The organism is Vogesella fluminis (assembly GCF_014652335.1).
Lineage (GTDB): Bacteria > Pseudomonadota > Gammaproteobacteria > Burkholderiales > Chromobacteriaceae > Vogesella > Vogesella fluminis.
In genome coordinates, this window is the sequence record NZ_BMYP01000017.1 from 36,418 (window position 1) to 60,639 (window position 24,222).

Genomic DNA, 24,222 nt, shown 5'->3' on the forward strand with positions numbered 1-24,222 from the left:
TTATGCTGACGATTCAAGAGGATACGGCGATGGCCAAGAAGAAAGACCACGATCTGGATGACGAAACCCTGGCGCTGCTGGCCTGGTGCGGGGAGGTCGAAGGCTTCCTGGTGGCCGGTGGTGCCACCCTGGCGCAGGCGCAGGAACACATCGAGGAGCAGGCCGAGTGGTTCACCGACCAGTTCTACGACGGCCTGAGCCCGGAAGAAGCCGCCAAGGCGGCGCTGGCATGATCGAACGTGTGGCCGTGATCGACTTCGAAACCACCGGCATCACGCCGGGGCGGGAAGGGCGGGCCACGGAAATCGGCATCGTGATGCTGGAGGGCGGCGTCATCGTCGACCGTTTCCAGAGCCTGATGAATGCCGGCGTGCGCGTGCCGCCGATGATCGAGCAGCTGACCGGCATCAGCAATGCCATGCTGCGTTCGGCGCCGCCGGCGGCGGGTGTGATGCGCGATGCGGCCAACTTCGTCGGCCGTGCCCCGCTGGTGGCGCACAATGCCAGCTTCGACCGCAAGTTCTGGGATTTCGAGCTGGCGCAATGCGGGCTGACGCGGACGCAGGACTTCGCCTGCACCCTGCGGCTGTCGCGCCGGCTGCTGCCGCAGGCGCCGGATCACAAGCTGGGCACGCTGACGCGCTGGGCCGCGCTGCCGGCCACCGGCCGCGCTCACCGCGCGCTGGCCGATGCCGAGATGGCGGCCAACCTGCTGCTGCACCTCGGCCAGACCATGGCGCGCAGCTGCCGCCAGCCGGTGACGCATGCGCTGCTGTGCAAGCTGCAGGCCGTCACAGCCGCCAAGGTGCCGCAGTTCCTGCAACAACACTGAGCCCTCAGTGCGGCGCCGGCCGGAAGCGCCCGGCAATGTGCTGCGCCATGCCGTCGGCCAGCACCTGGTTTTCCAGGAACACGTGGCCGCGGTGCTCGCTCTCCAGCAGCATGCCTTCCTCCTCGTTGCCGGTACGCAGGATGACCTCGATCGCCGGATTCAGGGTGCGGGCGATCCGGATCATCTGCCGGGTCTTGAAGATGTCCGGCGCGGTCACCACCAGCATGCTGGCGCGGGCGACATGCGCCTGGATCAGCACCGCCGCCTCGGCGGCGTCGCCGCAGACTGCCGGAATGTGGTTGGCGCGCAGCGCTTCGATCAGCTCGCGGTTCTCGTCCGCCACCACGTACGGGATCGCCAGCTTGTCGAGCTGGCTGGCGATGCGCTGCCCCACCTGACCGTAGCCCACCAGCACCACCTGGCCCGTGAGCAGCGCCTGGTCGACCGACATCGGCAGCTCGGCCAGCGGGTCGTCGCGCCGTTCCAGTCTCTGCGCCAGCGGCGAGTGCCGGCGCAGCCAGTTCTGCAGCGGGGCGATACTGCCGAACAGTGCGGCATTGAGCGCGATCGAGATCAGCGCGCCGGCCAGGATCAGGCTTTGACCGGCCGCCGACAGCAGGCCAAGACTCATGCCGAGGCCGGCCAGGATGAAGGAAAACTCGCCGATCTGCGCCAGGCTGACGCCGACCGTCAGTGCGGTATTGAGCGGATAGCGGAACAGCAGCACCAGCGCGATGGCTGCGACCGTCTTGCCCAGCATGATGATGGCGACCACCGCCAGCACCTTCAGCGGCTCCTGCAGCAGGATGGCCGGGTCGAACAGCATGCCCACCGACACGAAGAACAGCACCGAGAAGGCGTCGCGCAGCGGTAGCGACTCGTCGGCGGCGCGGTGGCTGAATTCCGACTCGCGCATCATCATGCCGGCAAAGAAGGCGCCCAGCGCGAATGACACGTCGAACAGCTTGGCCGAGCCCAGCGCCACGCACAGTGCCGCGGCGATCACGCACAGCGTGAACAGCTCGCGCGAGCCGGTACGCGCCACCAGCCACAGCAGGCGCGGAAACAGGCGGCGACCGACGATCAGCATCAGCGCGATGAAGGCGCCGACCTTGGCCAGGGTGATCAGCAGCGTTGTGCCCACGCCGTTGCCGGCGCCGCTTGCGGCCTCGCCACCGAGCAGCCCGCTCAGTGGCGGCAGCAGCACCAGCACCAGCACCATGGCGAGGTCTTCCACGATCAGCCAGCCGACGGCGATGCGGCCGTTGACGCTGTCCAGCACCCCGCGGTCCTCCAGTGCCCGTAGCAGCACCACGGTACTGGCCACCGACAGGCACAAGCCGAACACCAGTGCCTCGCCCGCCGGCCAGCCCCACCACAGCGCGGTCGCCGCGCCCAGTGCGGTGGCCACCGCGATCTGCACGACGGCGCCGGGCACCGAGATGCGCTTCACCGCCATCAGGTCCGATAGCGAGAAGTGCAGGCCGACACCGAACATCAGCAACATCACGCCGATCTCGGACAGTTGACCTGCCAGCGCCACATCGGCGACGAAACCGGGCGTGGAAGGGCCGATCAGCACCCCGGCCAGCAGATAGCCGACCAGCGGCGGCATGGCCAGGCGGGTGGCGGCATAGCCGAACAGCATGGCCAGCCCCAGCCCGGCGGCGATGGTGGAGATCAGGGAGATATCGTGCGGCATCGCTTTCCTTTTACGAATCGGACAGCCAGTGGCAAGGATTGTTGACCCGGTGCAGGGACTGACAGTCAGTATGGTTGCGGTATGCGGGTTATGTTGCTGCTTGGTGATTGACTGTTTCAGGCCGGCAAGTTCCTGACGCATGGTGATATTGCCGTGCCCGGCATGGAAAACGCGCTGTTCCGGCGATTGCTGTTGTGCGTGGCTCTTGATGATTGATGAAAGCAGGTGGGAGGGGATGTGCTGGCAGTGATTTCCGGTGCCGGGAAAACCGGAAGGAGAAAGCAAAAAAGGCCATCCGGGGATGGCCTTGGTCAGTGCTGGTTATTTGCTCAGTGCATCGGTGATGCCGAGGCTGAAGATGCCGGTGCTGGTCAGCAGGCCCGCCATCACCAGGTAGTACACGGTCGGGATGATGGTGCGGCGCAGGGTTGCGCCTTCGCGACCGAGCAGGCCGACGGTGGCGGAGGCGGCCACCACGTTGTGGATGGCGACCATATTGCCGGCTGCGGCACCGACCGCCTGGGCGGCCACGATCAGCGATGAGGTGATGCCCAGGCTCTCGGCCACGCTGAACTGGTACTGGGCCAGCATCATGTTGCTGACGGTGTTGGAGCCGGCAATGAAGGCACCCATGGCGCCGACGGTCGGGGCCATGAAGGCGTACACGCCGCCAAAGGTGTCGGCGACAAAGCGTGCCATCGCGATCGGCATGCTCTCCAGCTGGGCGAAGTTGACCCCGGAGTTGATCATGATGCGCACCATCGGAATGGTGAATACCAGCACGAAACCGGCGCCGAGCAGCACCTTGGTCGATTCGCCGATGGCGGCGCTCATTTCCTTCCAGCTCATGCGGTGCAGGAAGAAGGTGGCCATCACCACCATCACCAGGATGCCGCCCGGCAGGTACAGCGGGTCGATGGCGGCGCTGATGCCGGCTTCGCCCATGATGTCGCCGCTCTTGTAGACCACGGCCTTGAACGCGTTCTTCACACTGTCATTGGTGCGGCTGAGCACCAGCAGCGCGGCAACCAGCAGGTAGGGTAGCCACGCGGTCATGACCGACAGGCTGCGCTTGCTGCCGATGTTTTCCAGCTTGATTTCCACCGACCCCAGCCATTCTGCCGGCCAGTCCTTGGCCGGGGCGAAGTCCCAGTGGCTTTTCGGGGTCAGGAAGCGAGCCTTGGCGGCGCTGACCACGATGACCAGGCCGACCAGGCTGCCGATGATGGACGGGAATTCCGGGCCCAGGAACACGCCGGTGAGCGCGTAGGGCACGGTAAAGGCCAGACCGGTGAGGATGGCGAACGGCGCCACTTCAAAGCCCTCTTTCCACGAACGGTTACGGCCGAAGAAGCGCGTCATCATCGCGATCATGAACAGCGGCATCAGCACGCCGATCAGTGCGTGGATGATGGCGACGCTGCCGGTGATCTGGCTCAGGTAGGCGGCCCAGGTGCTGCTGTTGCTCGCCAGCTGTGCGCCGATGGCATTGGTGTCCATGCCGGTGTTGAGGCCGACCAGGATAGGGGTGCCGACGGCGCCGAACGATACCGGCGTCGATTGCACCATCATGCCCAGCAGCACGGCGGCCATGGCCGGGAAGCCCATCGCTACCAGCAGCGGTGCGGCGATGGCGGCCGGGGTGCCGAAGCCGGAAGCGCCCTCGATGAAGCAGCCGAACAGCCAGGCGATGATCAGTGCCTGGATGCGGCGATCGGGGCTGATGTTGGCGAAGCCCTCGCGGATCGCCAGGATGCCGCCCGAGTGCTTCAGGGTATTGAGCAGCAGAATGGCGCCGAAGATGATCCACAACACCGACAGGGTAATCAGCACGCCCTGGATGGTGGAAGAAATGACACGGTTAAGACTCATGTCCCAGGCAAACAGTGCAACCAGTGCGGTTGCAATGAAAACCAGCGGCATCGCCTTTCTGGCGGGCCAATTGAGGCCGACCAGCAATAGCGCGGAAAGCAGGATCGGCAGAAAGGCGAGAAACGCCTGTAGTCCCATGCTCATGATTGCTTACTCCAGTTGTGTTGTTTTGGTCGCTCTGTTTCCCCGGCTGAAAACGGTACGTCTGGCAGGGGGATGGTCGCGATTGTATTTTTGCGGTCAGAGCATGTCATTGGGGGCTTGCCCTTGCGGGTAAACCCTTGATGTTCTTGTCAAGTTGTTGAAAATAATGAATAAAGACGAAAATGGCCGCCGCGCCGGACAGGCGTTGCGGCCAACCTTGTGGCGGGCGGGGGTTACTTATGACAAAGGATGGGCAGAGACGCCGCGATCGTCCAGGCGCAGGTAGCCGGCGCGGCCGTCGTGCCAGTCCTGGATCACCCAGCGTTCGCGCGGCTGGCCGGCCAGATGGTAGTGATGCCGTGCCGGGCGGTGGGTGTGGCCGTGAATCAGCGTGCAGCCAGGGTTGGCCGCAAGCAGGGCGAGCACGGCGTCTTCGCTCACGTCGCTGATTTCGTTCGGTCCGTCCTGCTGCTTGCGCGATTCGCTCTGCTCGCGGATGTGGCGGGCGATGGCGTGGCGCTCGGCCAGTGGCTTGAGCAGAAAGGCCTGCTGCCAGGCCGGCTGCCGCACCATGGCGCGGAACTGCTGGTAGGCGGTGTCGTCGCCGCACAGCGCGTCGCCGTGGCTGAGCAGGTAGCGGTGGCCGTAGGCCTGCAGCGGGTGCGGATCGAGCAGCAGCGTGGCGCCGCTGGCGGCGGCAAAGCCGGCACCGAGCAGGAAGTCGCGGTTGCCGTGCATCACGTACAGCGGCGTGTGGCGGCTGAAGTCGCGCATCGCCGAGACCATGCTGCGCGCGAAGGCGTCATCGTCGTCGTCGCCGACCCAGTACTCGAACAGGTCGCCGAGGATGTACAGCGCGTCGATGTGGCCGGCCCACTGCCGCAGCGTGCGCCGGAACAGTTCGCCCAGCCACGGTGCGTCGGCGTGCAGGTGCAGATCGGAGATCAGGTGTATGGCCATCGTGCGGCACCATGAATAAGGGCCGCACGCAGCGGCCCCGGGTCTTGCGTGAACGGGATCAGGCGGCAGCCACGATCTCGGCTTTTTCGACGATGACCGGCTCGACCGGCACGTCCTGGTGACCACCGGTGCGGCCGGTTTTCACGCCCTTGATGCGGTCAACCACGTCCTGGCCGGCCACCACCTGGCCGAACACGGCGTAGCCCCAGCCCTGCATGGTTTCGCTGCGGAAATCGAGGAAGTCGTTGTCCGACACGTTGATGAAGAACTGGGCGCTGGCGGAGTGCGGATCCGGCGTGCGTGCCATGGCCACGGTGTAAGTCTTGTTGGACAGGCCGTTGTTGGCTTCGTTCTCGATGGTGTCGCGGGTGTCCTTCTGCTTCATGTCGGCAGTGAAACCGCCGCCCTGGATCATGAAACCGTTGATCACGCGGTGGAAGATGGTGCCGTCGTAGTGGCCGTCCAGCACATACTGTTCAAAGTTGGCGACGGTTTTCGGTGCCTTGTCGGCAAACAGTTCCAGCGTGATGTCGCCGAAGTTGGTAGTCAGTTTGATCATGATGGGAGTCCTTGGGGATCAGGGTTTGTAAGTGGCTTTCTGGATGACGATGGGTTCCATCGGCACGTCCTGCATGCCGCCGATGTAGCCGGTGCGCGACTTGGCAATGCGGTTGACGACGTCCATGCCGGCGGTCACCTTGCCGAATACGGTGTAACCCCAGCCTGGCGGCGTCTTGCTGCGGAAATCCAGAAAATCGTTGTTGACCAGGTTGATGAAGAATTGCGAGGTCGCCGAGTGCGGATCGTTGGTGCGCGCCATGGCGATGCTGCCGATCACGTTCTTCAGGCCGTTGTCGGCCTCGTTGGCGATCGGTGCGCGTGTCGGTTTTTGTGACAGCGCACCGCCGTCGATGGTAAAACCGCCACCCTGGATCATGAAGCCGTCAATCACGCGGTGGAACACGGTGTTGTCGTAATGGCCGGCCTTGACGTAGCGGGTGAAGTTGTCGACGGTCTTGGGTGCGCTTTGCGGCGCCAGCTCGACGGTGATCAGACCCTTGTTGGTCTGCAGCTCCACTTTGGGCGCGGCGCTGGCCAGCAGGGGCAGCAACAGCAGGGCGAGGGCGGCAATCTTCTTCATGGCCATGGTTTCCGGAGAGTTGAGGCGCGCAGTTTACCATGAGGCCGGCGGCGATGTGCCAGCCGGCGCGGGCTGCGGCGTATCCGGCCATTCATTAAAGATTATGCGGCAATGGCCGATAAACCGATGACGCAATAACACGACATGTAATCAGTAGGCGGAGAACGCAATGAAAAAAACGGTTTTGACTGCAAGTCTGCTGGCGCTGGTGTCCCTGACTGCCTGCGCGTCGTCCGCGGCGCCGGCGGCTGCCGGCGAGGGCTGGATGGTGGTTGCCGATGCCCCTGCCGTGGCAGGAAGCCATGAGCAGCCGGGCATCTCCCGACAGCCGGTGATGGCGCCCGGAGGCGTGATGATGGGCGGCGGCTATGTCGGTCCGCTGTCCGAGCCGCCGGCCAAGGAAGCGGAAAAATACAATGCCCTGCGCATCCGTGTGGTCGGCTATGGCGCACCGCCTGCCAGTCGCAGCCTGTCGCCGGTACAGCGCCGCCTGCTGGCAATGCGCGCCTCGCAGTTGGATGCCTATCGCGCGGTGGCGGAACAGGTGCAGGGCTTCAAGCTGTCCGGCAGCAGTACCGTCGGCAACATGATTGCGGCCAACGACAGCTACCGTACCTTTGTCGATGCCTACCTGCGCGGCGTGCGCCTGCTGTCCACCGAATTCAAGGCCGACGGCAGCAGCGAGACCATCGGCGAAGTGGTATTGGACGAAGGCTTCTTCAAGGCTTATCGTAGTGCGCTGGTGACCACCGGCAACGTGGCAACCGCAGCGCGGGTATTGCCTGCCGCCGACGGCAGCAAGCTGGGATGTACCGATAGCGGTTGTGTCTATGGTGGCGACTACTATGTTTCGCATTGACGGTGCAGATGAAGACTAAACCATTCTGGTACGCCGCCCTGTGGGCGGCGTTTTTGCTGGCAGGGCCGGCAACTGCCGAGGTGTATCGTGCCGAAGGCGTCGCCTCGCTGGAGTCCGGCCGCGTTGCGGCGCGGCAGCAGGCAATCGAGGATGCCGTGCGGCAGATGGCAATGACCCATGCCGGCACGCTGCAGGCCTCGTCGCGGCTCGATAACGGCGAGCTGGCCGAGTCGGGTATGACCGGGCCGCTGACACTGCCCGGCACGCCGCGTGTGCTGCGGGAAAACCAGCGCGACGGGCTGCTGTTCGTCACGGTGGAGGTCGATACTGACGAACCGGTGGCCGCCCCCGGCAGTATGACGCCTGGTGGCCAGGTCTGCGCCCGCCCGGCGACCCCGGCCGGGCGCTTCCTGACGCGGCGGCTGGTCAGCACCTATTTCGAGGTATCGCAACCGCAGGATGCCGGCGATCTCGGCAATCTGGCGACCTGGTTACCGTCCGAGCTATCGCGGCGGCTGAATGCGTTGCGCGACGTACGTGCGCTGGATGCCGGCAACGTGTCGCTGTTTCCCGGTGGCAAGGTACAGGAGCCGTGGCAGGCCAGCGACGCCGTGCGCGACATCGGTCGCCGCGAGGAGGTGCAGTTCGTGCTGGCCGGGCGGGTACTGGATACCGGCGTCAGCCGCAAGGAGCCGCGACTGGGCGTGTTTGGCAACAGCAGCGGTAGCGAGGCCGGGCTGTACTACACCGGGCCGCTGGCCGGCTTGTTCGGCGCTTCGGCACGGGTAGTGCCGGTGGAGCGCCGCTTTGCCATCGAATACTGGCTGTACGACGCGCTGACCGGTGGCGTGCTGGCCTCGGTCACGGCGGCCACGACCGCGCGTGGCACCGTGCACGACAGCTCGCTACATGTTTTCGACCTGGGCCGCTTCCAGCAGAACGACTACGGCCGCAGCGTGGCGACGCTGCTGGACGGCATCGCCGGCAAGCTGGCGAGCACCATGCACTGTCTGCCGTTCGCAGCGCGGGTGGTACGGGTGGATGGTGATCGCATCTATCTGGGCGCCGGTGCGCTGGACGGGCTGGCCAGCGCCGATCGCCTCATCGTCTACAAGCAGCAACCGCGGACCGAGATCCGCCGTGGTGACGGCGTGGTGCTGGGTCTGCCGGAGCGTGTGATCGGCGATGTCGAGCTGCTGCAGGTGCAGCCACGGCTGGCGGTAGCACTGCTGCGCAATGCCCGTGGCAAGGTGGAGGCCGGTGACTGGGTGCGTTTTCCGGTGCGCTGAGTGTGTCACATGCGCCAAGGTTGGCCGCAGTGCCGCCTTGCGGCCAACCTTTGTCTGTGCAGCGCTCCGTACCGGGGCCTGGCAGATGCAGATGGTTTTGTTGCAAATTGGTGTTGATAACGATTCTTGTCTTTATTACAATCGCTATCATCTATGCCATGCCTGACAACGGGCTTTAAAGGAGTGTGACTGTGAACAAAAAGGTATTGCTTGCCTCGCTGCTGGCTGTCTTCGCTGGATCCGCCGCTGCGGAAGAAATCGTGGTGTACAGCTCCCGTGCCGAACAGCTGATCAAGCCGCTGTTCGACGCCTACAGCAAGGAAACCGGTGTTGCCATCAAGGTCATTTCCGACAAGGAAGGCCCGCTGATGGAGCGCCTGAAGGCGGAAGGCAGCAACTCCCCGGCCGACATCTTCCTGACTGTGGATGCCGGCAACCTGTGGAAGGCCGAAGACATGGGCCTGTTCCAGCCGATCAAGTCGGCAGTGCTGAACGGCAACATTCCGGCCAACCTGCGCGATCCGGACAACAACTGGTACGGCCTGTCGGTTCGCGCCCGTACCATTTTCTACAACAAGAATGCCGTCAAGCCGGCAGAGCTGTCTTCCTATGAAGACCTGGCCAGCCCGAAGTGGAAGGGCAAGCTGTGCCTGCGCAGCTCGAAGAACGTCTACAACCAGTCGCTGGTTGCCACCATGATTGCCGATATCGGCCCGGTTGCTGCCGAACGCATGGTCAAGGGCTGGGTCAATAACCTGGCGACCGCACCGTTCGGCAACGATACCGCAATGCTGGAGGCGATCGCCGTCGGCCAGTGTGATGTCGGTCTGGCCAACACCTACTACTACGGCCGTATCGTTGCCAAGAACCCGGGCTTCCCGGTCAGTCCGTTCTGGGCTAACCAGGCTGGCAAGGGTACCCACGTCAATGTGTCCGGCGCCGGTGTCGTGCGCTACGCCAAGAACGTGAAGGGCGCGGTGAAACTGCTGGAGTGGCTGTCGTCCGACAAGGCACAGAACATGTTCGCCGACGTCAACCTCGAGTACCCGGCCAACCCGAAAGTGAAGGCCGATGCGCTGGTGGCATCGTGGGGCAGCTTCAAGCACAACCTGATCAACGTCAAAGTGGCTGGCTCGAAACAGGCCGAAGCTGTGATGCTGATGGACCGCGTCGGCTACAAGTAATCCCGCAGTGGTATCGATCCGAGGGCGCCGTGGCGCCCTTTTTTCTTTGCGAGGCCCGTGAATGCCGTTTGAGCCGCAAGGACTAAAGGCGGATAATCCGCCTTTTGATTTTCGCCTTCATTTCTCTATGCCATCCGTTTTCCGGCGCTGGCGCTGGCCGCTTGTCGCCTTGCTGATCAGCCTGCTGACGCTGATCCCTCTCGCCGTGATCGTGTTGTCGTCGCTGACGCCGGACCCGGTGATCTGGCGGCACCTGCTTGACTATACCCTGCCGGAGCTGCTGAACAACACGCTGTGGCTGGTGCTGGGTGTGGCCATCGGCGTGCTGTTGCTGGGCGTGCCGCTGGCCTGGCTGGTGGCGGTGTACGATTTTCCAGGGCGCAAGCACTTCAACTGGGCGCTGATGCTGCCGCTGGCGATGCCGGCCTACGTGATGGCCTTTACCCAGGTCGGGCTGTTCGACTTTTCCGGCCCGGTGCAAACCCTGCTGCGCACGCATTTCGACAATAGCCGCTGGTTTCCGCCAATCCGCTCCACCGGCGGCCTGGTGCTGGTGATGAGCCTGGCGTTCTATCCCTACGTCTACCTGCTGGCGCGTAATGCCTTCTCCACCATGGGGCGCCGCGCGCTGGAGGTAGGGCAAACGCTGGGCCTGTCGCGCAGCGCCGGCTTCTGGCGCATCGCACTGCCGATGGCGCGACCGTGGATCATGGGCGGCCTGATCCTGGCGCTGATGGAAACGCTGGCCGATTTCGGTACCGTGTCGATTTTCAACTTCGATGCCTTCACCACCGCCATCTACAAGGCGTGGTTCTCGCTGTTCTCGCTGGATACTGCCAAGCAGCTGGCGTCGCTGCTGGTGGTGCTGATTTTCGTGATGGTAGCGCTGGAGCAGTATGCGCGCGGTCGTCGCGCCTATGTGCAGGCCGGCCGCGCGGCGCCGCTGCCGCGCTTGCGGCTGGCCGGGGTGCGTGCCTGGCTGGCCAGCGGCTATGCGCTGCTGGTGCTGCTGCTGGCCTTCGTGCTGCCGTTCGGCCAGCTGCTGGTGTGGTCGTGGGGTGCGTTGGGGCAGGAGTGGAACGAGGCGCTGTTTGGCTACACCCTGCGCTCGGTGACGCTGTCGATGATGTCGGCGCTGATGATCGTCGGCATTGCCTTGCTGCTGTCCTATACCCGCCGCCGTGATGGTGGCGCGCTGGTGCGCCTGCTGGCACGGGTGGCAACGCTGGGCTATGCGATGCCCGGCACCGTGCTGGCAGTCGGCATCTTCGTGCCGATTGCCTGGCTGGATAATGTACTGATCGACCGTTTTTTTGCCGGGCAGGGCATTACCGCCGTGCTGAAGGGTACGCTGGCCGTAATGTTGCTGGCCTACGTGTCACGCTTTCTGGCGGTCGGTTATTCGGCGGTGGATGCGGCGATGAATCGTATCACGCGCAGCCAGGAAGAAGCGGCGCGCAATCTCGGCTATTCCGGCTTTGTGCTGTTGCGCCATGTGCATCTGCCGCTGTTGCAGGGCGGCCTGCTGACCGGGGTGCTGATGGTGTTTGTCGATGTGATGAAAGAGATGCCGATCACCATGATGACGCGCCCGTTCGGCTGGGACACGCTGGCGGTCAGGATTTACGGATTGACGTCGGAAGGGGTGTTTGACCAGGCGGCATTGCCGGCAGTGGCGCTGGTGTTGGTCGGCCTGGTTCCCACCTTGCTGCTGTCACGTCAAAAGGATGTTGCTTGATGGATGCTTTGCTTCAGTTGAATGCGGTCAGCCAGGCTTATGCCGGCAAACCGGTGATCGATAATATGTCGTTCCAGTTGGCGGAGGGCGAGATCGCCTGTCTGCTGGGCAGCTCCGGCTGTGGCAAGACCACGGTGCTGCGCTGTATTGCCGGCTTTGAATCGCTGCGCAGTGGCGAGATCCGGCTCAATGGCGAACGTATCGCCACCCCCGGCTACAGCAAGCCGGCACACTTGCGTGCGGTGGGGATGGTATTCCAGGACTATGCGCTGTTCCCGCACCTGGACGTTGCGGCCAACGTTGGCTTCGGCCTGCGCGGCCTTGCCGATGCCGAGCGCAAGGCGCGCGTCGGGCTGATGCTGGACGTGGTCGGCCTGTCGGCGCTGGCCGGGTCCTATCCGCACGAGCTGTCCGGCGGTCAGCAGCAGCGGGTGGCGCTGGCGCGCGCGCTGGCGCCGCGGCCACGGCTCTTGCTGCTGGACGAGCCGTTTTCGAATCTCGACGTCGACCTGCGCCAGCGCCTGTCGCACGAGGTGCGCGGCATCCTGAAAGAGCAGGGCATGACCGCGATCATGGTCACCCATGACCAGCAGGAGGCGTTCGCCATGGCCGACAAGGTCGGCGTGATGCACCAAGGCCACCTGCAGCAGTGGGCATCGCCGTACCAGCTGTACCACGAACCGGCCAGCCGCTATGTCGCCGATTTCATCGGCCAGGGTGCCTTCGTGCCGGCGGTGATCAGCGGACCGCAGTGCGTGACGCTGGAGGTGGGCGAGTACTGCAGCCTGACGCCGCTGGCCTACCAGGTCGGCGCGCAGGTAGACGTGCTGTTACGTCCGGATGACGTGGTGCACGACGACCACAGCACACTGACTGCCACCGTCAAGGGCAAGGTGTTCATGGGTTCCGAGTTCATGTACACGCTGCAGCTGCCGTCCGGGCAGCAGGTGCTGGCGCAGGTACCTAGCCATCACAACCACGCCATCGGCGAGGCGATCGGCATCCGCCTGGAGCTGGACCACCTGATTGCCTTTGCGCGCTGAGCGCGCATGAAAAAACCCGGTGCCAGGCATCGGGTTTTTGCTTGCGGCCAACCTTGGCGCGGTTCAGCCCGCGAGCCAGGTGTGCGGAATGGACTCCAGCCAGGTCTTGATTGAGCGGGCGTCACGCACCCGGGCCGCCGTGCTGTTGGCGGCCAGCAGCACGAAAACCAGCTTCTGGCTGCCGACTTCGGCTTCCATCACCAGGCAGCCACCGGCTTCGTTGATGAAGCCGGTCTTGGACAGCTCGATCGTCCACTGTCCTTCACGCACCAGCGCATTGCTGTTCTTGTAATGCAGCGTGCGGGTGGCGGTCGGTTGGGCGAAGTACTCGGTCGTGGTGGTGAACTGACGGATCAGCGGGTACTGGTTGGCGGCCTTGACCATGCGTACCAAGTCCATCGCCGTGGCGCTGTTGCGTACATCCAGCCCGGTCGAATCGTAGAAACTGGCGTTCTGCATGCCGATGGCGCGTGCCTTCTGGTTCATGCGCTCGATGAAGGCGGGACGGCCACCGGGGTAGTAGCGCGACAGCACGGCCGCGGCGCGGTTCTCCGACGACATCAGCGCCAGCAGCAGCATCTCGCGGCGCGTCAGTGTGGAGCCGACGGCCAGCCGTGAGCCGGTATTCTTCAGGCGATCAATTTCCTCGTCGCCGATGGTCAGCGGGGTATCCAGCGGCAGGCCGGTATCCAGTACCACCATCGCGGTCATCAATTTGGTGATGGAGGCAATCGGCAACTTTTGCCGGGCATTCTTTTCGAATACCATCTGCCCGGTCGTGCCGTCGACGATGGCGACCGAGTGCGAGCTTAAGTGCGGCTGGGCGGCTTCCGACGGGTGATAGCTTGTCGGCTGTGCGGCCATGATGGCGCTGCTGCCAAGCGCCAGCACGCAAGCAATAAATAAATTCTTCAGCATCTTTTTGTGGCTCCGATGCGTGGTGTGTGCGTAACAAAATCAGATTTTATTTTAAATCGCCAGAATGGATTTGTCCGGATTGATTTTCTATTTATGCCATGAAAAACAATTGGACCAGCTATCCCTGGCGTGACGAATGGGTGAATGTCGATGAATATTGTTTTTCCGGAGAGTCCGTTCCATTTGCACCAGCCGTTTCCACCGGCCGGTGACCAGCCGACGGCGATTGCCTCGCTGGTGGAGGGGCTGGATGACGGCCTGTCATTCCAGACCCTGCTGGGGGTGACGGGTTCCGGCAAGACCTTCACCATGGCTAATGTCATCGCCCGCACCGGCCGTCCGGCCATCATCATGGCGCACAACAAAACGTTGGCCGCACAGCTGTACGCAGAAATGCGCGAGTTCTTTCCGGAGAATGCGGTCGAGTATTTCGTGTCCTACTACGATTACTACCAGCCGGAGGCCTATGTGCCGAGCCGGGACCTGTTCATCGAGAAGGACTCCAGCATCAACGAACATATCGAGCAGATGCGGCTGTCGGCGACCAAGTCCATCCTCGAACGGCCGGACTGCATCATCGTCGCCACCGTGTCGGCGATCTACGGTATCGGCGATCCGGCCGAATACCACCAGATGATCCTGCACCTGAAGGAAGGCGAGACCATTACGCAGCGCGACATTATCGCGCGGCTGGTGACCATGCAGTACGACCGTGCCGATGTCGACTTCTCGCGTGGCGGTTTCCGCGTGCGCGGCGACGTGATCGACATCTTCCCGGCGGAAAGTGCCGAGCTGGCGGTGCGCGTCAGCATGTTCGACGACGAGATCGAAACGCTGACCCTGTTCGACCCGCTGACCGGCGCCACCAAGCAGCGTGTCGGCCGCTTTACCGTCTATCCCGGCAGCCACTACGTGACGCCGCGCGACACCGTGCTGCGCGCCTGCGAGCAGATCAAGCTGGAGCTGCGCCAGCGCATCGAGTGGTACCAGAAGGAAGGCAAGCTGGTGGAGGCGCAGCGCATCGAGCAGCGCACCCGCTTCGACCTGGAAATGCTGTACGAGATGGGCTTCTGCAAGGGCATCGAGAACTACTCGCGCCACTTTTCCGGCCGCGCACCGGGCGATGCGCCGCCGACGCTGATCGACTACCTGCCGAAGAACGCGCTGATGTTCATCGACGAGAGCCACGTCACCGTGTCGCAGGTCGGCGCGATGTACAAGGGCGACGCCGCGCGCAAGCAGAACCTGGTCGAGTACGGCTTCCGCCTGCCGTCGGCGGCGGACAACCGGCCGCTGAAATTCCACGAGTTCGAACGCCTGCTGCCGCAGACCATCTTCGTGTCCGCCACCCCGGCGGACTACGAGACCAGCCATGCCGGCCAGGTGGTGGAGCAGGTGGTGCGGCCAACCGGGCTGGTCGATCCGGAGATCGAGATCCGGCCGGTGGCGACGCAGGTCGATGATCTGCTGTCGGAAATCCGCCTGCGTATGGACCGCAACGAGCGGGTGCTGGTGACCACGCTGACCAAGCGCATGGCGGAGCAGCTGGCCGACTACTACACCGAGCACGCGCTGAAGGTGCGCTATCTGCACTCCGATATCGACACCGTGGAGCGGGTGGAGATCATCCGCGACCTGCGGTTGGGCATGTTCGACGTGCTGATCGGCATCAACCTGCTGCGCGAGGGGCTGGATATTCCGGAGGTGTCGCTGGTGGCGATTCTGGATGCCGACAAGGAAGGCTTTTTGCGCAGCGAGCGTAGCCTGATTCAAACCATCGGCCGTGCCGCACGTAATTTGCAGGGTCGCGCCATTCTTTATGCGGATAAAATTACCAATAGCATGAAGCGGGCTATTGATGAAACCGAGCGTCGCCGAAATAAACAATTGGCATTTAATGCGGCCAACGGTATTGTGCCGCAGGGCATCAACAAGAAAGTACGTGATCTGATTGACGGCGTTTACGGTGATAATGCAGGTGTCGCGAAGCGCAAGAGCGCGCTGTCGACGGTGGTGCTCGATGAAAAAGCGCTGGCCAAGGAAATCAGGCGTATCGAAAAGGAAATGCTGGAAGCGGCGCGCAATCTCGAATTCGAAAAAGCCGCCAGCCTGCGCGATCAGTTGAAAGTATTAAAAGAACAGGCATGGATCAATCCGCTGTAATCATGACAAACAATGCTCAGCCGTCTGCCCGTTTCCGGGTGCTGTTCGTGTGTACCGGCAACATCTGCCGCTCGCCGACCGCACATGCCATCTTCGTGCGTGACGTTGGCCGCGCCGGTCTGGCGGCGCAGATCGTGGTCGATTCCGCCGGCACCTCGGCCTGGCATGCCGGTGAAGCGGCAGATCCGCGCACGGTGGCGGCCGCGCTGCGCCACGGCGTCGACATGGGTGCGTTGCGGGCACGGCCGTTCCAGCCGCAAGACTGGCGGCAGTTTGATCTGATCCTGGTTGCCGGTTACGATCATTTGGCACAGTTGCGGTGGCAAATGCCGGCGGACTGGCCGGGCGAACTGGCGCTGATGCTGGCGGATGCCGAGGTGCCGGATCCCTACTACAGCGGGGAAGCCGGCTTTGATGCAGTATTCACCTTGCTGGAGCAGGCGTCGCGCCACTGGCTGGACAAGGCCAGGGCGCAGTTGCCTGCAATATAACAAAACCTGACGCCGCGCCCAGGCGCCGCCAAAAGGGGAAAACATGGTCATGCCGCGTAAAGAAGGGCTGGATTTCAAACCGCTGGAAGTCGCGCCCAGTCACACTGCCGACGCCATCCTGCCGCGCCAGCCTGGCCGGCTGGCTCTGGGGCGCCAGACGGTCATCGCCATCGGTTCGTCCACCGGTGGCACCGAAGCGCTGCGGGTGTTGCTGACCGCGCTGCCGGAGCAGATGCCGCCGATCATCATCACCCAGCACATGCCGGAAATGTTCACCAAATCCTTTGCCGCACGGCTGGATTCGCTGTGCAAGCTGCGGGTCAAGGAGGCGGAAGACGGCGAGCGCTTGCAACCGGGCGTGGTCTATATCGCGCCGGGGCATTCCCACCTGCTGATCAAGCCGGCCAGCACCATCGGCTACGCCATCGGCCTGCACCAGGGGCCGCCGGTCAACCGTCACAAGCCGTCGGTGGACGTGATGTTCCGCGCTGCGGCCAACGTTATCGGCCGCAATGCCATCGGCGTGATCCTGACCGGCATGGGGCGTGATGGCGCCTCCGGCATGGGTGAGCTGAAAGAAGCCGGCGCCCATAATATTGCGCAGGACGAGGCGTCCTGCGTGGTGTTCGGCATGCCCAAGGAGGCCATTGCCCTCGGTGCTGCCCATGAAGTGTTGCCACTCAACAATATTGCCGCGCGCCTGGTCGCGCTGTGCGGCCAGCGCCAGCATCAGGACTGAGCTGTTGTCCGGCGGCTGGTCCTGTCCTGTCATGAATTACATCGGTTACCCATGAAATATTTGCCTGTCCTGGTTGTGGAAGATGATGCCGACCTGCGCGAAGCGCTGGTCGATACCCTGGTGCTGTCCGGTTACGCGGTGCTGGAGGCGGCGGACGGTCAGTCGGCCCTGCAGGTGTTGCGCGACAACGCGGTCGGCCTGGTGGTGTCGGATGCCCAGATGCAGCCGATGGACGGCTACACCCTGTTCCGGCAGGTCAAGGCCGCCTATCCGGCCTTGCCCTTCGTGCTGATGACCGCCTACGGCGTGATCGAGCGCGCGATTGACCTGCTGCGCGCCGGTGCCAGCCACTACCTGCTGAAGCCGTTCGAACCGCAGCAGCTGATTGCCGAGGTAGAGAAGTACCTGCTGCCGGAGCCGGAAGGCGACGAAGAGCTGCAGGCCTATTCCGCGCCGATGAAACGCTTGCTGGCCATCGCGCGGCAGGTGGCGCCCAGCGACGCCAGCGTGCTGATCAGCGGCCCCAGCGGCGCCGGCAAGGAAGTGCTGGCCCGCTTCATCCATCGCCACTCGCGACGCAGCGCGGCGCCATTCGTCGCCGTCAACTGTGCGGCGATTCCCGACAACCTGCTGGAATCGACCCTGTTCGGCCACGAGAAGGGCGCCTTCACCGGTGCGGCCAACGTGCTGCCCGGCAAGTTCGAACAGGCGCAGGGTGGCACCATCCTGCTCGACGAAATCACCGAAATGCCGCTGCCCCTGCAGGCCAAGCTGTTGCGCGTGCTGCAGGAGCGCGAGGTGGAGCGCGTCGGCGGCACGCGTACCATCAAGCTGGATATCCGCGTGCTGGCCACCAGCAACCGCGAGGTGCAGGAAGAAGTCGCGGCCGGCCGCTTCCGCGAAGACCTGTTTTTCCGCCTCAACGTGTTCCCGCTGGCAGTACCGGCGCTGGGTGAGCGCACTGAAGACATTTTGCCGCTGGCGCGAAAATTGCTGGATAAGCACGCTAATGCCGTTTCCAAGCCGCGTCTGGCTCTGGGCAAGGACGCGGAGCGTGAATTGACGGCCTATAGTTGGGAAGGTAACATCCGCGAGCTGGACAATGTGATGCAGCGGGCGGCAATTCTTGCCGCCGGGCCGGAAGTTTCTGCCGTCGACCTGATGCTGTCGCCATCGGCGATGGTGCTGCCGGTAACAACGGACAGCACCGTCGACGAGTCCGATCTGGGCATGAAGGCGGTGGAAAAGCGTCACATCCTTGATGCGCTGCAAGCGTGCGGCGGTGTCAGGAAACTGGCTGCAGAACGCCTTGGCATTAGCGAAAGGACGTTGCGCTACAAGTTGCAACGTTATCGTGAAGAAGACGCCGGTCCGGCCTGACGCCGCCGGCCTCACTGCAAGAGGTTACTATGTCCACGCAGGGTATCAATCAGCTCCTGGGCGAGCTGCGCGCCATGTCATCGCTGGCCGCGGGGCAGGCACCAGCGGCAGACAAGGCCGCTCCGGAAGTCGATTTTTCTGATGTACTCAAGAGCACGCTGGAGCAAGTCAACCAGGTGCAAAGCACTTCGCTTGAGCTGCAAAAGCAGTTTGAGCTGGGAGAGGAAGGCGTTAACATCCAGGACGTCATGGTGTCGATGCAAAAAGCAAGTCTGAGCTTCCAGACCATGGTTCAGGCCCGCAACAAGCTGGTTTCGGCCTATCAGGAAATCATGAATACGCAAGTGTAGCGCCGTCTGTTTCGAGCTTCGGGCCTGCGGCGGTAAGATCAATAATGAAATAACCACTGTATGGCTGAATTGGTCGATAATACTGCGCCTGCCTGGAAGGGGCGTGTCAACGAAATGTTGACACGTTTCAATGCCCTTCCCAATAACAAGAAAATCCTGTTCTTCACTGCCATCGCCGCAGTGTTGTCCATCGCGCTTGCCCTGCTGGTATTCAATCGCGAACCTCCCTACAAAGTACTGTTTACCGGTCTGGCCGACAGTGACGGCGGCCAGGTTACCGCCGCCCTGCAGCAGATGAACGTGCCGTACCAGATCGGTGATGGCGGTGTGATTTCAGTACCAAGCGAGCGCGTCTATGAAACCCGCCTGAAGCTTGCCACACAAGGCCTGCCCAAGGCCGGCGGCGTCGGTTTCGAGCTGATGGACAAGCAGAAATTCGGTATCAGCCAGTTTGCCGAGCAGGTCAATTACCAGCGTTCGATCGAGGGTGAATTGGCCCGTACCATCGAGGCGGTTGCCGTGGTCGAGAGTGCGCGCGTGCATCTGGCGATGCCGAAGCAGACGGTATTCGTGCGTGACCAGCAGCAGCCGACGGCGTCGGTGATGCTGACCCTGCGCCCGGGGCGGATTCTGGATGGCGGGCAGATTGCCGGCATCATGCATCTGGTATCCAGCTCGGTACCCAACCTGCCGCTGCGCAATGTATCTATCGTCGATCAGGACGGCAATCTGCTGTCCACGGTGCCGGACCAGAATAACGGCTCGCTCGATCGCCGTCAGCTGGACTATGTGCGCCAGATCGAGGCCGACTACACCAAGCGGGTCGAAACCATTCTCGAGCCGATTTTCGGCAAGGGCAATGCCCGCGCCCAGGTAACGGCCAACGTGGATTTTTCCGAGTCGGAGCAGACCTCGGAGAGCTTCCGCCCCAATTCGACACCCAATCCTTCTGCAACCCGCAGCCAGCAAATCAGCGAGACGCTGGGGCGCGACGCCAACCTGCCGTCCGGCGTGCCCGGAGCGCTGACCAATCAGCCGCCGTCGCTCGCCTCGGCACCGCTGACACTGCCGCCTGGCGCCGCCCCCGGTACAGCCACCCTGTCCGGCTTGCCGATGGGCACCGCCTCCGGCTCGCTGAGCCGCGAAATCACCACCAACTACGAAGTCGACAAGACCATCCAGCATACCAAGTCGCAGAAAGGTGTTATCAAGCGCCTGACCGCGGCGGTAGTGGTGAACTACAAGATGGTGCCCGACAATCAGGGGGTGCTGAAGGCGACACCACTGACAGAAAAGGAGTTCGGCCAGATCAATAATCTGGTCAAGGAAGCGGTCGGCTTCAATGCCGCACGTGGCGATTCGGTCAATGTGGTCAATGCCAGCTTTGCCGATGCGGCTCCGGTACTGACGGTACAGGATAAGGTACTGGATTTTGCCAGCAATAATGCTGCCGATCTGGTGAAATACGGCCTGTTGCTGCTGGCCATTCTGTACCTGCTGTTCGGTGTGGTGCGGCCTATCATGCGTGATGTGGTGAATCCGCCGCCACCGCCTGTGCCGGAGGATGATCTTGAGGCGGCGGCCGCCGCCAGCAGTGGCCGTCTGCTGGCGGTAGCGGGAGAGGAAAGCGAAGAGGGCGAGGTAGAGGAAGACAGTGACAATCCGTCACCGAAAGAGCTTCAGCGTCGTGCATTCGAGGCTAATATGCAGAATGTTCGCGAGCTCGTGAAATCCGATCCTCGCATGGCCGCACAGATTATCAAGGAATGGATCAGCTCTGATGAGTGATGTCGGTGTTCGCCGCAGTTCCGTACTGCTGTTCAGTCTTGGTCAGGCAGAAGCGATCGAGGTCTTCAAGTACCTCGGTCCCAAGGAGGTGCAGAAACTCAGCCTGGCCATGGCCGGGCTCAATAACCTGAGCCACGAGGAAGTGGAGAAGGTGGTGTCGCAGTTCCAGGAGGAGTGCGCGGCCCGTGCCAACTTCGGGGCGACCGACGAGTATCTGCGCAACGTGCTGGTGGAGGCGCTGGGTCCGGACAAGGCGGCCAACCTGCTCGACAAGATCCTGCAGGGCAACGACCACAGCGGCATTGAGAGCCTGAAGTGGATGGACCCGTCCTCCGCCGCCGACCTGATCCGCAACGAACACCCGCAAATCATCGCCACCATCATGGTGCATCTGGACCCTGACCTGTCCAGTGCCATCCTGGCCTACTTCCCGGAGCGGGTGCGCAACGAAGTGCTGATCCGTACTGCAACGCTGGAGGGCGTGCAGCCACAGGCATTGCGCGAGTTGAACGACGTGCTGACGCAGCTGCTGTCCGGCGCCGATCGCGTCAAGAAGAGTGCGGCCGGCGGTGTCGGCATGACGGCCGAAATCCTCAACTTCCTCGGCTCCAACGTCGAGGCCTCGGCGCTGTCCTACATCCGCGAGTACGATCCGGAGCTGGCGCAGCGTATCCAGGACAAGATGTTTGTGTTCGAGAATATTCTCGAGATCGACGACCGTTCGATCCAGACCATCCTGCGCGAAGTGCAGTCCAACTCGCTGGTGGTGGCGCTGAAGGGCACCAGCCAGGAACTGAAAGACAAGATTTTCCGCAATATGTCGTCGCGTGCGGCCGAGATGCTGCGGGACGACCTGGAGTCGAAAGGCCCGGTCAAGCTGTCCGAGGTCGAGGCCGAGCAGAAGGAAATCCTCAAGATCGTGCGCAAGCTGGCCGACGAAGGCCAGATCGTGATTGCAAGCAAAGGTGGAGACGAAGGTCTTGTCGAATAGCAATGTCATTCCTGCCGAGTCACTGGGGCAGTGGCGCAGCTGGATCATGGGCGAGCTGGGCAGCGCCGCCGCGGCACCGGAGACAGCGCCGCCCGAGTCGGTGGCTGCCGCGCCGCAGCCGGAGGAGCCCCCTATCGAGGGGGCTTTGCTCATTATGGCGGAGGAGTCGCAGGCGGCCGAGCCGCTCGATGCCGTGGCCGCTGCCGCCTATCCGACCGCGGCCGAGCTGGAGGCGATTCATCAGGAGGCGTGGCAGACCGGCTATGACGCCGGTTTGCGGGCCGGCATGCAGGCCGGGGAAGAACGCGGCCGTGCCGAAGGCGCCGAGCGGGCGCTGCTCGAGGCGCAGCAGCAGTTCCAGCAGTACTGGCAGCCGTTGTCCGCGTTGCAGCAGTCGTTCGAGCAGGAGCTGTCGCAGCTGGGCGCGCAGCTGTCGCAGGAGGTGCTGGCGCTGGCGGTCAGCTTTGCCGAGAAGGTGATAGGTGAGGTGGTGCGGCACGACCCTGCGGTGCTGCGCTCGCTGCTGACCGAGGTGCTGGATACGCTGGCCGACAGCGTGGCGCAGGTGAGGGTGCAGGCGCACCCGGATGAGTTGGCGACCTTGCAGGCTTTTCTGGGAGAGCAGTATCCGCAGTGGCGCATGCAGTGGCAGGCCGATGCCACGCTCACGCGCGGCGGTTGCCGCATCGAAACACCGTCCGCGTCCATCGACCTGACGCTGGAAAGCCGCCTGCAGCTGCTGCGCAAGGGGCTGGGGCTGACGGATGAGCATGCTGATTGAGCGGCAGCGCGACTTCTTGCGCCGCTGCGAACAGGCGCTGCGGCCGCTGCCGGTGTGGCAGGCTGAGGGGCGTCTGACGCGGGTAACCGGGCTGGTGATGGAGGCGGTCGGCCTGCGCTTGCCGGTCGGTAGTGCCTGCCAGATCATGGTGTCGGCCGATTATCAGGCCGAGGCCGAAGTGGTCGGCTTTGCCGGTGACCGCCTGTACCTGATGCCACTCAGCAATGTGCACGGCCTGCAGCCGGGGCTTGCCGTATGCGCGGTGCCCGAGATCCGTCCGCCACTTTATGAAGAGCCGGCCGATAGCGGCGGCACGGTGCGCATGCTGGGGCGCAAGGTGCCGGTGGGCATGTCGCTGCTGGGGCGGGTGGTGGATTCGCTGGGCCGGCCGCTGGACGGCGGCGCCGAGCCGCCGGCCGAGGCGCTGTACCCGCTGTACAGCCAGCCGCTGAATCCGCTGCGGCGCTCGCCGGTGCGCGATGTGCTGGATGTCGGCGTGCGCGCGATCAACGGCCTGCTGACGGTGGGGCGCGGCCAACGTTTGGGCCTGTTTGCCGGCTCCGGTGTCGGCAAGTCGGTGCTGTTGGGCATGATGGCGCGTTTTACCCGCGCCGATGTGGTGGTGGTCGGCCTGATCGGCGAGCGGGGGCGCGAGGTGAAGGACTTCATCGAGCACATCCTCGGCGCGGAAGGCCTCGCGCGCTCGGTGGTGGTCGCGGCGCCGGCGGACTCGCCGCCGCTGATGCGTCTGCACGGCGCCGCCTACGCGACCGCGCTGGCCGAGTACTACCGTGACCAGGGTCTGGACGTGCTGCTGCTGATGGACTCGGTGACCCGCTACGCGATGGCGCAACGCGAAATCGCCCTCGCCATCGGCGAGCCACCGGTCAGCAAGGGCTATCCGCCGTCAGTGTTCGCCAAGCTGCCGCAGCTGATCGAGCGTGCCGGCAATGCCGAAGCCGGCGCCGGCTCCATTACCGCGTTCTATACCGTGCTATCCGAGGGGGACGACCAGCAGGACCCGGTCGCCGATTCGGCGCGCGCCATTCTTGATGGTCACTTCGTGCTGACTCGTGAGCTGGCCGAGTCCGGTCACTATCCGGCGATCGACATCGAACAGTCCATTTCGCGGGTGATGGTCGACGTCACCACCCCGCATCATGTCAATCTGGCACGCCGTTTCAAGCAGCTGTTCTCGCGTTACCAGCGCAGTCGCGACCTGATCAACGTCGGTGCCTATGTGCCCGGCTCCGACCCCTTGCTGGACGAGGCGATGCGCCGCCATCTGCAACTGGTCGGCTTCCTGACTCAGCCGATGAACGAATACCACGACTCTGCCTCCTGCCTGACGCAGCTTGAGCAAGTACTGACCGGCTAAGGCTAGGCCATGAGCAAATTCGACCTGTTGATACGGCTGGTACAAGACAAACTGGACGAGGCTGCCAAACGCATGAAGCAGGCACAGCAGGCGCAGGCGCAAGCAGAGGCGACGCTGCGGCAGGTGGATACGTTTCTGGCCGACTACCAGCAGCGGGTGCTGCACATGGCGCAACGTGGCCTCGGGGTCGGGCAGTGGCGTGATGCGCGCCTGTTTCTGGTCAAGCTGGAAGAGGCACGGCAACAGCAGCAGCACGAGCTGGATCGCTGCGTACAGCGCTTTCTGCTGGAGAAGCAGGCCTGGCTTGCCCTGCGCAAGCAGCTGAAGTCCTATCAGGTACTGCAGGAGCGCGAGGCGGAGCGCCTGAGTGTGCGCCAGCGCAAGGCTGAACAGAAACAGATGGACGAATTTGCCGCCCGTATCGGCGCCCAGAACAGGGCTGAATAATCCGCCCTGCTGATTGGCACAATTCATGCTCT

At 63.4% G+C, this 24,222-nt stretch carries 23 protein-coding genes; 17 read left to right on the forward strand and 6 right to left on the reverse strand.

The genetic code is table 11. The annotated features are described in order from the left end of the window. Positions 1 to 2 precede the first annotated feature (2 nt). The gene (locus IE083_RS08470) at positions 3 to 233 is read left to right on the forward strand and encodes a hypothetical protein (RefSeq protein ID WP_229799663.1); all 231 of its coding nucleotides are present in this window, start codon (positions 3 to 5) and stop codon (positions 231 to 233) included. Next, positions 230 to 832 (forward strand): 3'-5' exonuclease, encoded by a 603-nt coding sequence (locus IE083_RS08475; protein ID WP_229799664.1) that lies wholly within the window; start codon positions 230 to 232, stop codon positions 830 to 832. The genes IE083_RS08470 and IE083_RS08475 overlap by 4 nt, the downstream gene beginning before the upstream one ends. A 4-nt stretch (positions 833 to 836) precedes the next feature. Here IE083_RS08475 and IE083_RS08480 read toward each other — a convergent pair whose 3' ends face one another. From IE083_RS08480 to IE083_RS08500, 5 genes are all read right to left on the reverse strand, one after another. After that, positions 837 to 2,534 (reverse strand): cation:proton antiporter domain-containing protein, encoded by a 1,698-nt coding sequence (locus IE083_RS08480; protein WP_189353174.1) that lies wholly within the window; start codon positions 2,532 to 2,534, stop codon positions 837 to 839. 321 nt (positions 2,535 to 2,855) lie between these two features. Further along, a complete protein-coding gene (locus IE083_RS08485) occupies positions 2,856 to 4,550 on the reverse strand; it encodes an L-lactate permease (RefSeq protein ID WP_189353175.1) in 1,695 nt (564 codons plus the stop codon). A gap of 237 nt (positions 4,551 to 4,787) precedes the next feature. Further along, on the reverse strand, positions 4,788 to 5,510 hold the full coding sequence (locus tag IE083_RS08490) for a UDP-2,3-diacylglucosamine diphosphatase (RefSeq protein WP_189353176.1): 723 nt from the start codon (positions 5,508 to 5,510) through the stop codon (positions 4,788 to 4,790). 58 nt (positions 5,511 to 5,568) lie between these two features. Then, positions 5,569 to 6,069 (reverse strand): peptidylprolyl isomerase, encoded by a 501-nt coding sequence (locus tag IE083_RS08495; RefSeq protein ID WP_047967390.1) that lies wholly within the window; start codon positions 6,067 to 6,069, stop codon positions 5,569 to 5,571. Between the two features lie 18 nt (positions 6,070 to 6,087). Next, positions 6,088 to 6,651, reverse strand: a complete 564-nt coding sequence (locus IE083_RS08500) for a peptidylprolyl isomerase (RefSeq protein ID WP_189353177.1) — start codon at positions 6,649 to 6,651, stop codon at positions 6,088 to 6,090. A 169-nt stretch (positions 6,652 to 6,820) separates the two neighbouring features. Between IE083_RS08500 and IE083_RS08505 the strand changes: the two genes are divergently transcribed. The 5 genes from IE083_RS08505 to IE083_RS08525 all read left to right on the forward strand — a co-directional run bounded on the left by IE083_RS08505 (position 6,821) and on the right by IE083_RS08525 (position 12,764). After that, the gene (locus tag IE083_RS08505) at positions 6,821 to 7,510 is read left to right on the forward strand and encodes an LPP20 family lipoprotein (protein WP_189353178.1); all 690 of its coding nucleotides are present in this window, start codon (positions 6,821 to 6,823) and stop codon (positions 7,508 to 7,510) included. Positions 7,511 to 7,518: 8 nt separating this feature from the next. Then, positions 7,519 to 8,799: a flagellar assembly protein T N-terminal domain-containing protein gene (locus tag IE083_RS08510; protein WP_189353179.1), complete on the forward strand. Its 1,281-nt coding sequence runs from the start codon at positions 7,519 to 7,521 to the stop codon at positions 8,797 to 8,799. A 191-nt stretch (positions 8,800 to 8,990) separates the two neighbouring features. Further along, positions 8,991 to 9,983 carry an extracellular solute-binding protein gene (locus IE083_RS08515; RefSeq protein ID WP_189353180.1) on the forward strand — a complete coding sequence of 331 codons (993 nt, stop codon included), beginning with the start codon at positions 8,991 to 8,993 and terminating at the stop codon, positions 9,981 to 9,983. A gap of 127 nt (positions 9,984 to 10,110) precedes the next feature. Next, positions 10,111 to 11,721 (forward strand): ABC transporter permease, encoded by a 1,611-nt coding sequence (locus tag IE083_RS08520; protein WP_189353181.1) that lies wholly within the window; start codon positions 10,111 to 10,113, stop codon positions 11,719 to 11,721. Beyond that, complete coding sequence (locus tag IE083_RS08525) at positions 11,721 to 12,764, forward strand: ABC transporter ATP-binding protein (RefSeq protein ID WP_189353182.1); 1,044 nt, start codon at positions 11,721 to 11,723, stop codon at positions 12,762 to 12,764. The genes IE083_RS08520 and IE083_RS08525 overlap by 1 nt, the downstream gene beginning before the upstream one ends. A gap of 63 nt (positions 12,765 to 12,827) precedes the next feature. Here IE083_RS08525 and IE083_RS08530 read toward each other — a convergent pair whose 3' ends face one another. Further along, positions 12,828 to 13,682 (reverse strand): serine hydrolase, encoded by an 855-nt coding sequence (locus IE083_RS08530; RefSeq protein ID WP_189353183.1) that lies wholly within the window; start codon positions 13,680 to 13,682, stop codon positions 12,828 to 12,830. A gap of 150 nt (positions 13,683 to 13,832) precedes the next feature. Between IE083_RS08530 and uvrB the strand changes: the two genes are divergently transcribed. From uvrB to fliJ, 10 genes are all read left to right on the forward strand, one after another. Continuing rightward, positions 13,833 to 15,845 carry an excinuclease ABC subunit UvrB gene (uvrB, locus tag IE083_RS08535; RefSeq protein ID WP_189353184.1) on the forward strand — a complete coding sequence of 671 codons (2,013 nt, stop codon included), beginning with the start codon at positions 13,833 to 13,835 and terminating at the stop codon, positions 15,843 to 15,845. Positions 15,846 to 15,847: 2 nt separating this feature from the next. After that, on the forward strand, positions 15,848 to 16,336 hold the full coding sequence (locus IE083_RS08540; RefSeq protein ID WP_189353185.1) for a low molecular weight protein-tyrosine-phosphatase: 489 nt from the start codon (positions 15,848 to 15,850) through the stop codon (positions 16,334 to 16,336). A 49-nt stretch (positions 16,337 to 16,385) separates the two neighbouring features. Further along, a complete protein-coding gene (locus IE083_RS08545; protein WP_229799665.1) occupies positions 16,386 to 17,075 on the forward strand; it encodes a chemotaxis protein CheB in 690 nt (229 codons plus the stop codon). Positions 17,076 to 17,126: 51 nt separating this feature from the next. After that, positions 17,127 to 18,455: a sigma-54-dependent transcriptional regulator gene (locus tag IE083_RS08550; RefSeq protein WP_189353187.1), complete on the forward strand. Its 1,329-nt coding sequence runs from the start codon at positions 17,127 to 17,129 to the stop codon at positions 18,453 to 18,455. A gap of 29 nt (positions 18,456 to 18,484) precedes the next feature. Beyond that, positions 18,485 to 18,805 (forward strand): flagellar hook-basal body complex protein FliE, encoded by a 321-nt coding sequence (fliE, locus tag IE083_RS08555; protein ID WP_189353188.1) that lies wholly within the window; start codon positions 18,485 to 18,487, stop codon positions 18,803 to 18,805. A 114-nt stretch (positions 18,806 to 18,919) separates the two neighbouring features. Continuing rightward, positions 18,920 to 20,593, forward strand: a complete 1,674-nt coding sequence (fliF, locus tag IE083_RS08560) for a flagellar basal-body MS-ring/collar protein FliF (RefSeq protein WP_229799666.1) — start codon at positions 18,920 to 18,922, stop codon at positions 20,591 to 20,593. Continuing rightward, positions 20,586 to 21,584, forward strand: coding sequence for a flagellar motor switch protein FliG (gene fliG / locus IE083_RS08565; protein WP_189353190.1), 999 nt, complete (start codon positions 20,586 to 20,588; stop codon positions 21,582 to 21,584). Before fliF ends, fliG begins: the two co-directional genes overlap by 8 nt. Then, entirely contained in the window at positions 21,574 to 22,365 is a 792-nt protein-coding gene (locus IE083_RS08570) for a FliH/SctL family protein (protein WP_189353191.1), read from the forward strand. The genes fliG and IE083_RS08570 overlap by 11 nt, the downstream gene beginning before the upstream one ends. Next, positions 22,349 to 23,743: a flagellar protein export ATPase FliI gene (fliI, locus tag IE083_RS08575; RefSeq protein WP_189353192.1), complete on the forward strand. Its 1,395-nt coding sequence runs from the start codon at positions 22,349 to 22,351 to the stop codon at positions 23,741 to 23,743. Before IE083_RS08570 ends, fliI begins: the two co-directional genes overlap by 17 nt. Before the next feature lie 9 nt (positions 23,744 to 23,752). Further along, positions 23,753 to 24,190 carry a flagellar export protein FliJ gene (fliJ, locus tag IE083_RS08580; protein ID WP_189353193.1) on the forward strand — a complete coding sequence of 146 codons (438 nt, stop codon included), beginning with the start codon at positions 23,753 to 23,755 and terminating at the stop codon, positions 24,188 to 24,190. Positions 24,191 to 24,222: the final 32 nt, after the last annotated feature.

Coding starts and splice junctions, on each gene's coding strand:
- IE083_RS08470 (WP_229799663.1), top strand. CDS start 3: ATGCTGACGATTCAAGAGGATACGGCGATGGCCAAGAAGAAAGACCAC.
- IE083_RS08475 (WP_229799664.1), top strand. CDS start 230: ATGATCGAACGTGTGGCCGTGATCGACTTCGAAACCACCGGCATCACG.
- IE083_RS08480 (WP_189353174.1), bottom strand. CDS start 2,534: ATGCCGCACGATATCTCCCTGATCTCCACCATCGCCGCCGGGCTGGGG.
- IE083_RS08485 (WP_189353175.1), bottom strand. CDS start 4,550: ATGAGCATGGGACTACAGGCGTTTCTCGCCTTTCTGCCGATCCTGCTT.
- IE083_RS08490 (WP_189353176.1), bottom strand. CDS start 5,510: ATGGCCATACACCTGATCTCCGATCTGCACCTGCACGCCGACGCACCG.
- IE083_RS08495 (WP_047967390.1), bottom strand. CDS start 6,069: ATGATCAAACTGACTACCAACTTCGGCGACATCACGCTGGAACTGTTT.
- IE083_RS08500 (WP_189353177.1), bottom strand. CDS start 6,651: ATGAAGAAGATTGCCGCCCTCGCCCTGCTGTTGCTGCCCCTGCTGGCC.
- IE083_RS08505 (WP_189353178.1), top strand. CDS start 6,821: ATGAAAAAAACGGTTTTGACTGCAAGTCTGCTGGCGCTGGTGTCCCTG.
- IE083_RS08510 (WP_189353179.1), top strand. CDS start 7,519: ATGAAGACTAAACCATTCTGGTACGCCGCCCTGTGGGCGGCGTTTTTG.
- IE083_RS08520 (WP_189353181.1), top strand. CDS start 10,111: ATGCCATCCGTTTTCCGGCGCTGGCGCTGGCCGCTTGTCGCCTTGCTG.
- IE083_RS08525 (WP_189353182.1), top strand. CDS start 11,721: ATGGATGCTTTGCTTCAGTTGAATGCGGTCAGCCAGGCTTATGCCGGC.
- IE083_RS08530 (WP_189353183.1), bottom strand. CDS start 13,682: ATGCTGAAGAATTTATTTATTGCTTGCGTGCTGGCGCTTGGCAGCAGC.
- uvrB (WP_189353184.1), top strand. CDS start 13,833: ATGAATATTGTTTTTCCGGAGAGTCCGTTCCATTTGCACCAGCCGTTT.
- IE083_RS08540 (WP_189353185.1), top strand. CDS start 15,848: ATGACAAACAATGCTCAGCCGTCTGCCCGTTTCCGGGTGCTGTTCGTG.
- IE083_RS08545 (WP_229799665.1), top strand. CDS start 16,386: ATGCCGCGTAAAGAAGGGCTGGATTTCAAACCGCTGGAAGTCGCGCCC.
- IE083_RS08550 (WP_189353187.1), top strand. CDS start 17,127: ATGAAATATTTGCCTGTCCTGGTTGTGGAAGATGATGCCGACCTGCGC.
- fliE (WP_189353188.1), top strand. CDS start 18,485: ATGTCCACGCAGGGTATCAATCAGCTCCTGGGCGAGCTGCGCGCCATG.
- fliF (WP_229799666.1), top strand. CDS start 18,920: ATGTTGACACGTTTCAATGCCCTTCCCAATAACAAGAAAATCCTGTTC.
- fliG (WP_189353190.1), top strand. CDS start 20,586: ATGAGTGATGTCGGTGTTCGCCGCAGTTCCGTACTGCTGTTCAGTCTT.
- fliI (WP_189353192.1), top strand. CDS start 22,349: ATGAGCATGCTGATTGAGCGGCAGCGCGACTTCTTGCGCCGCTGCGAA.
- fliJ (WP_189353193.1), top strand. CDS start 23,753: ATGAGCAAATTCGACCTGTTGATACGGCTGGTACAAGACAAACTGGAC.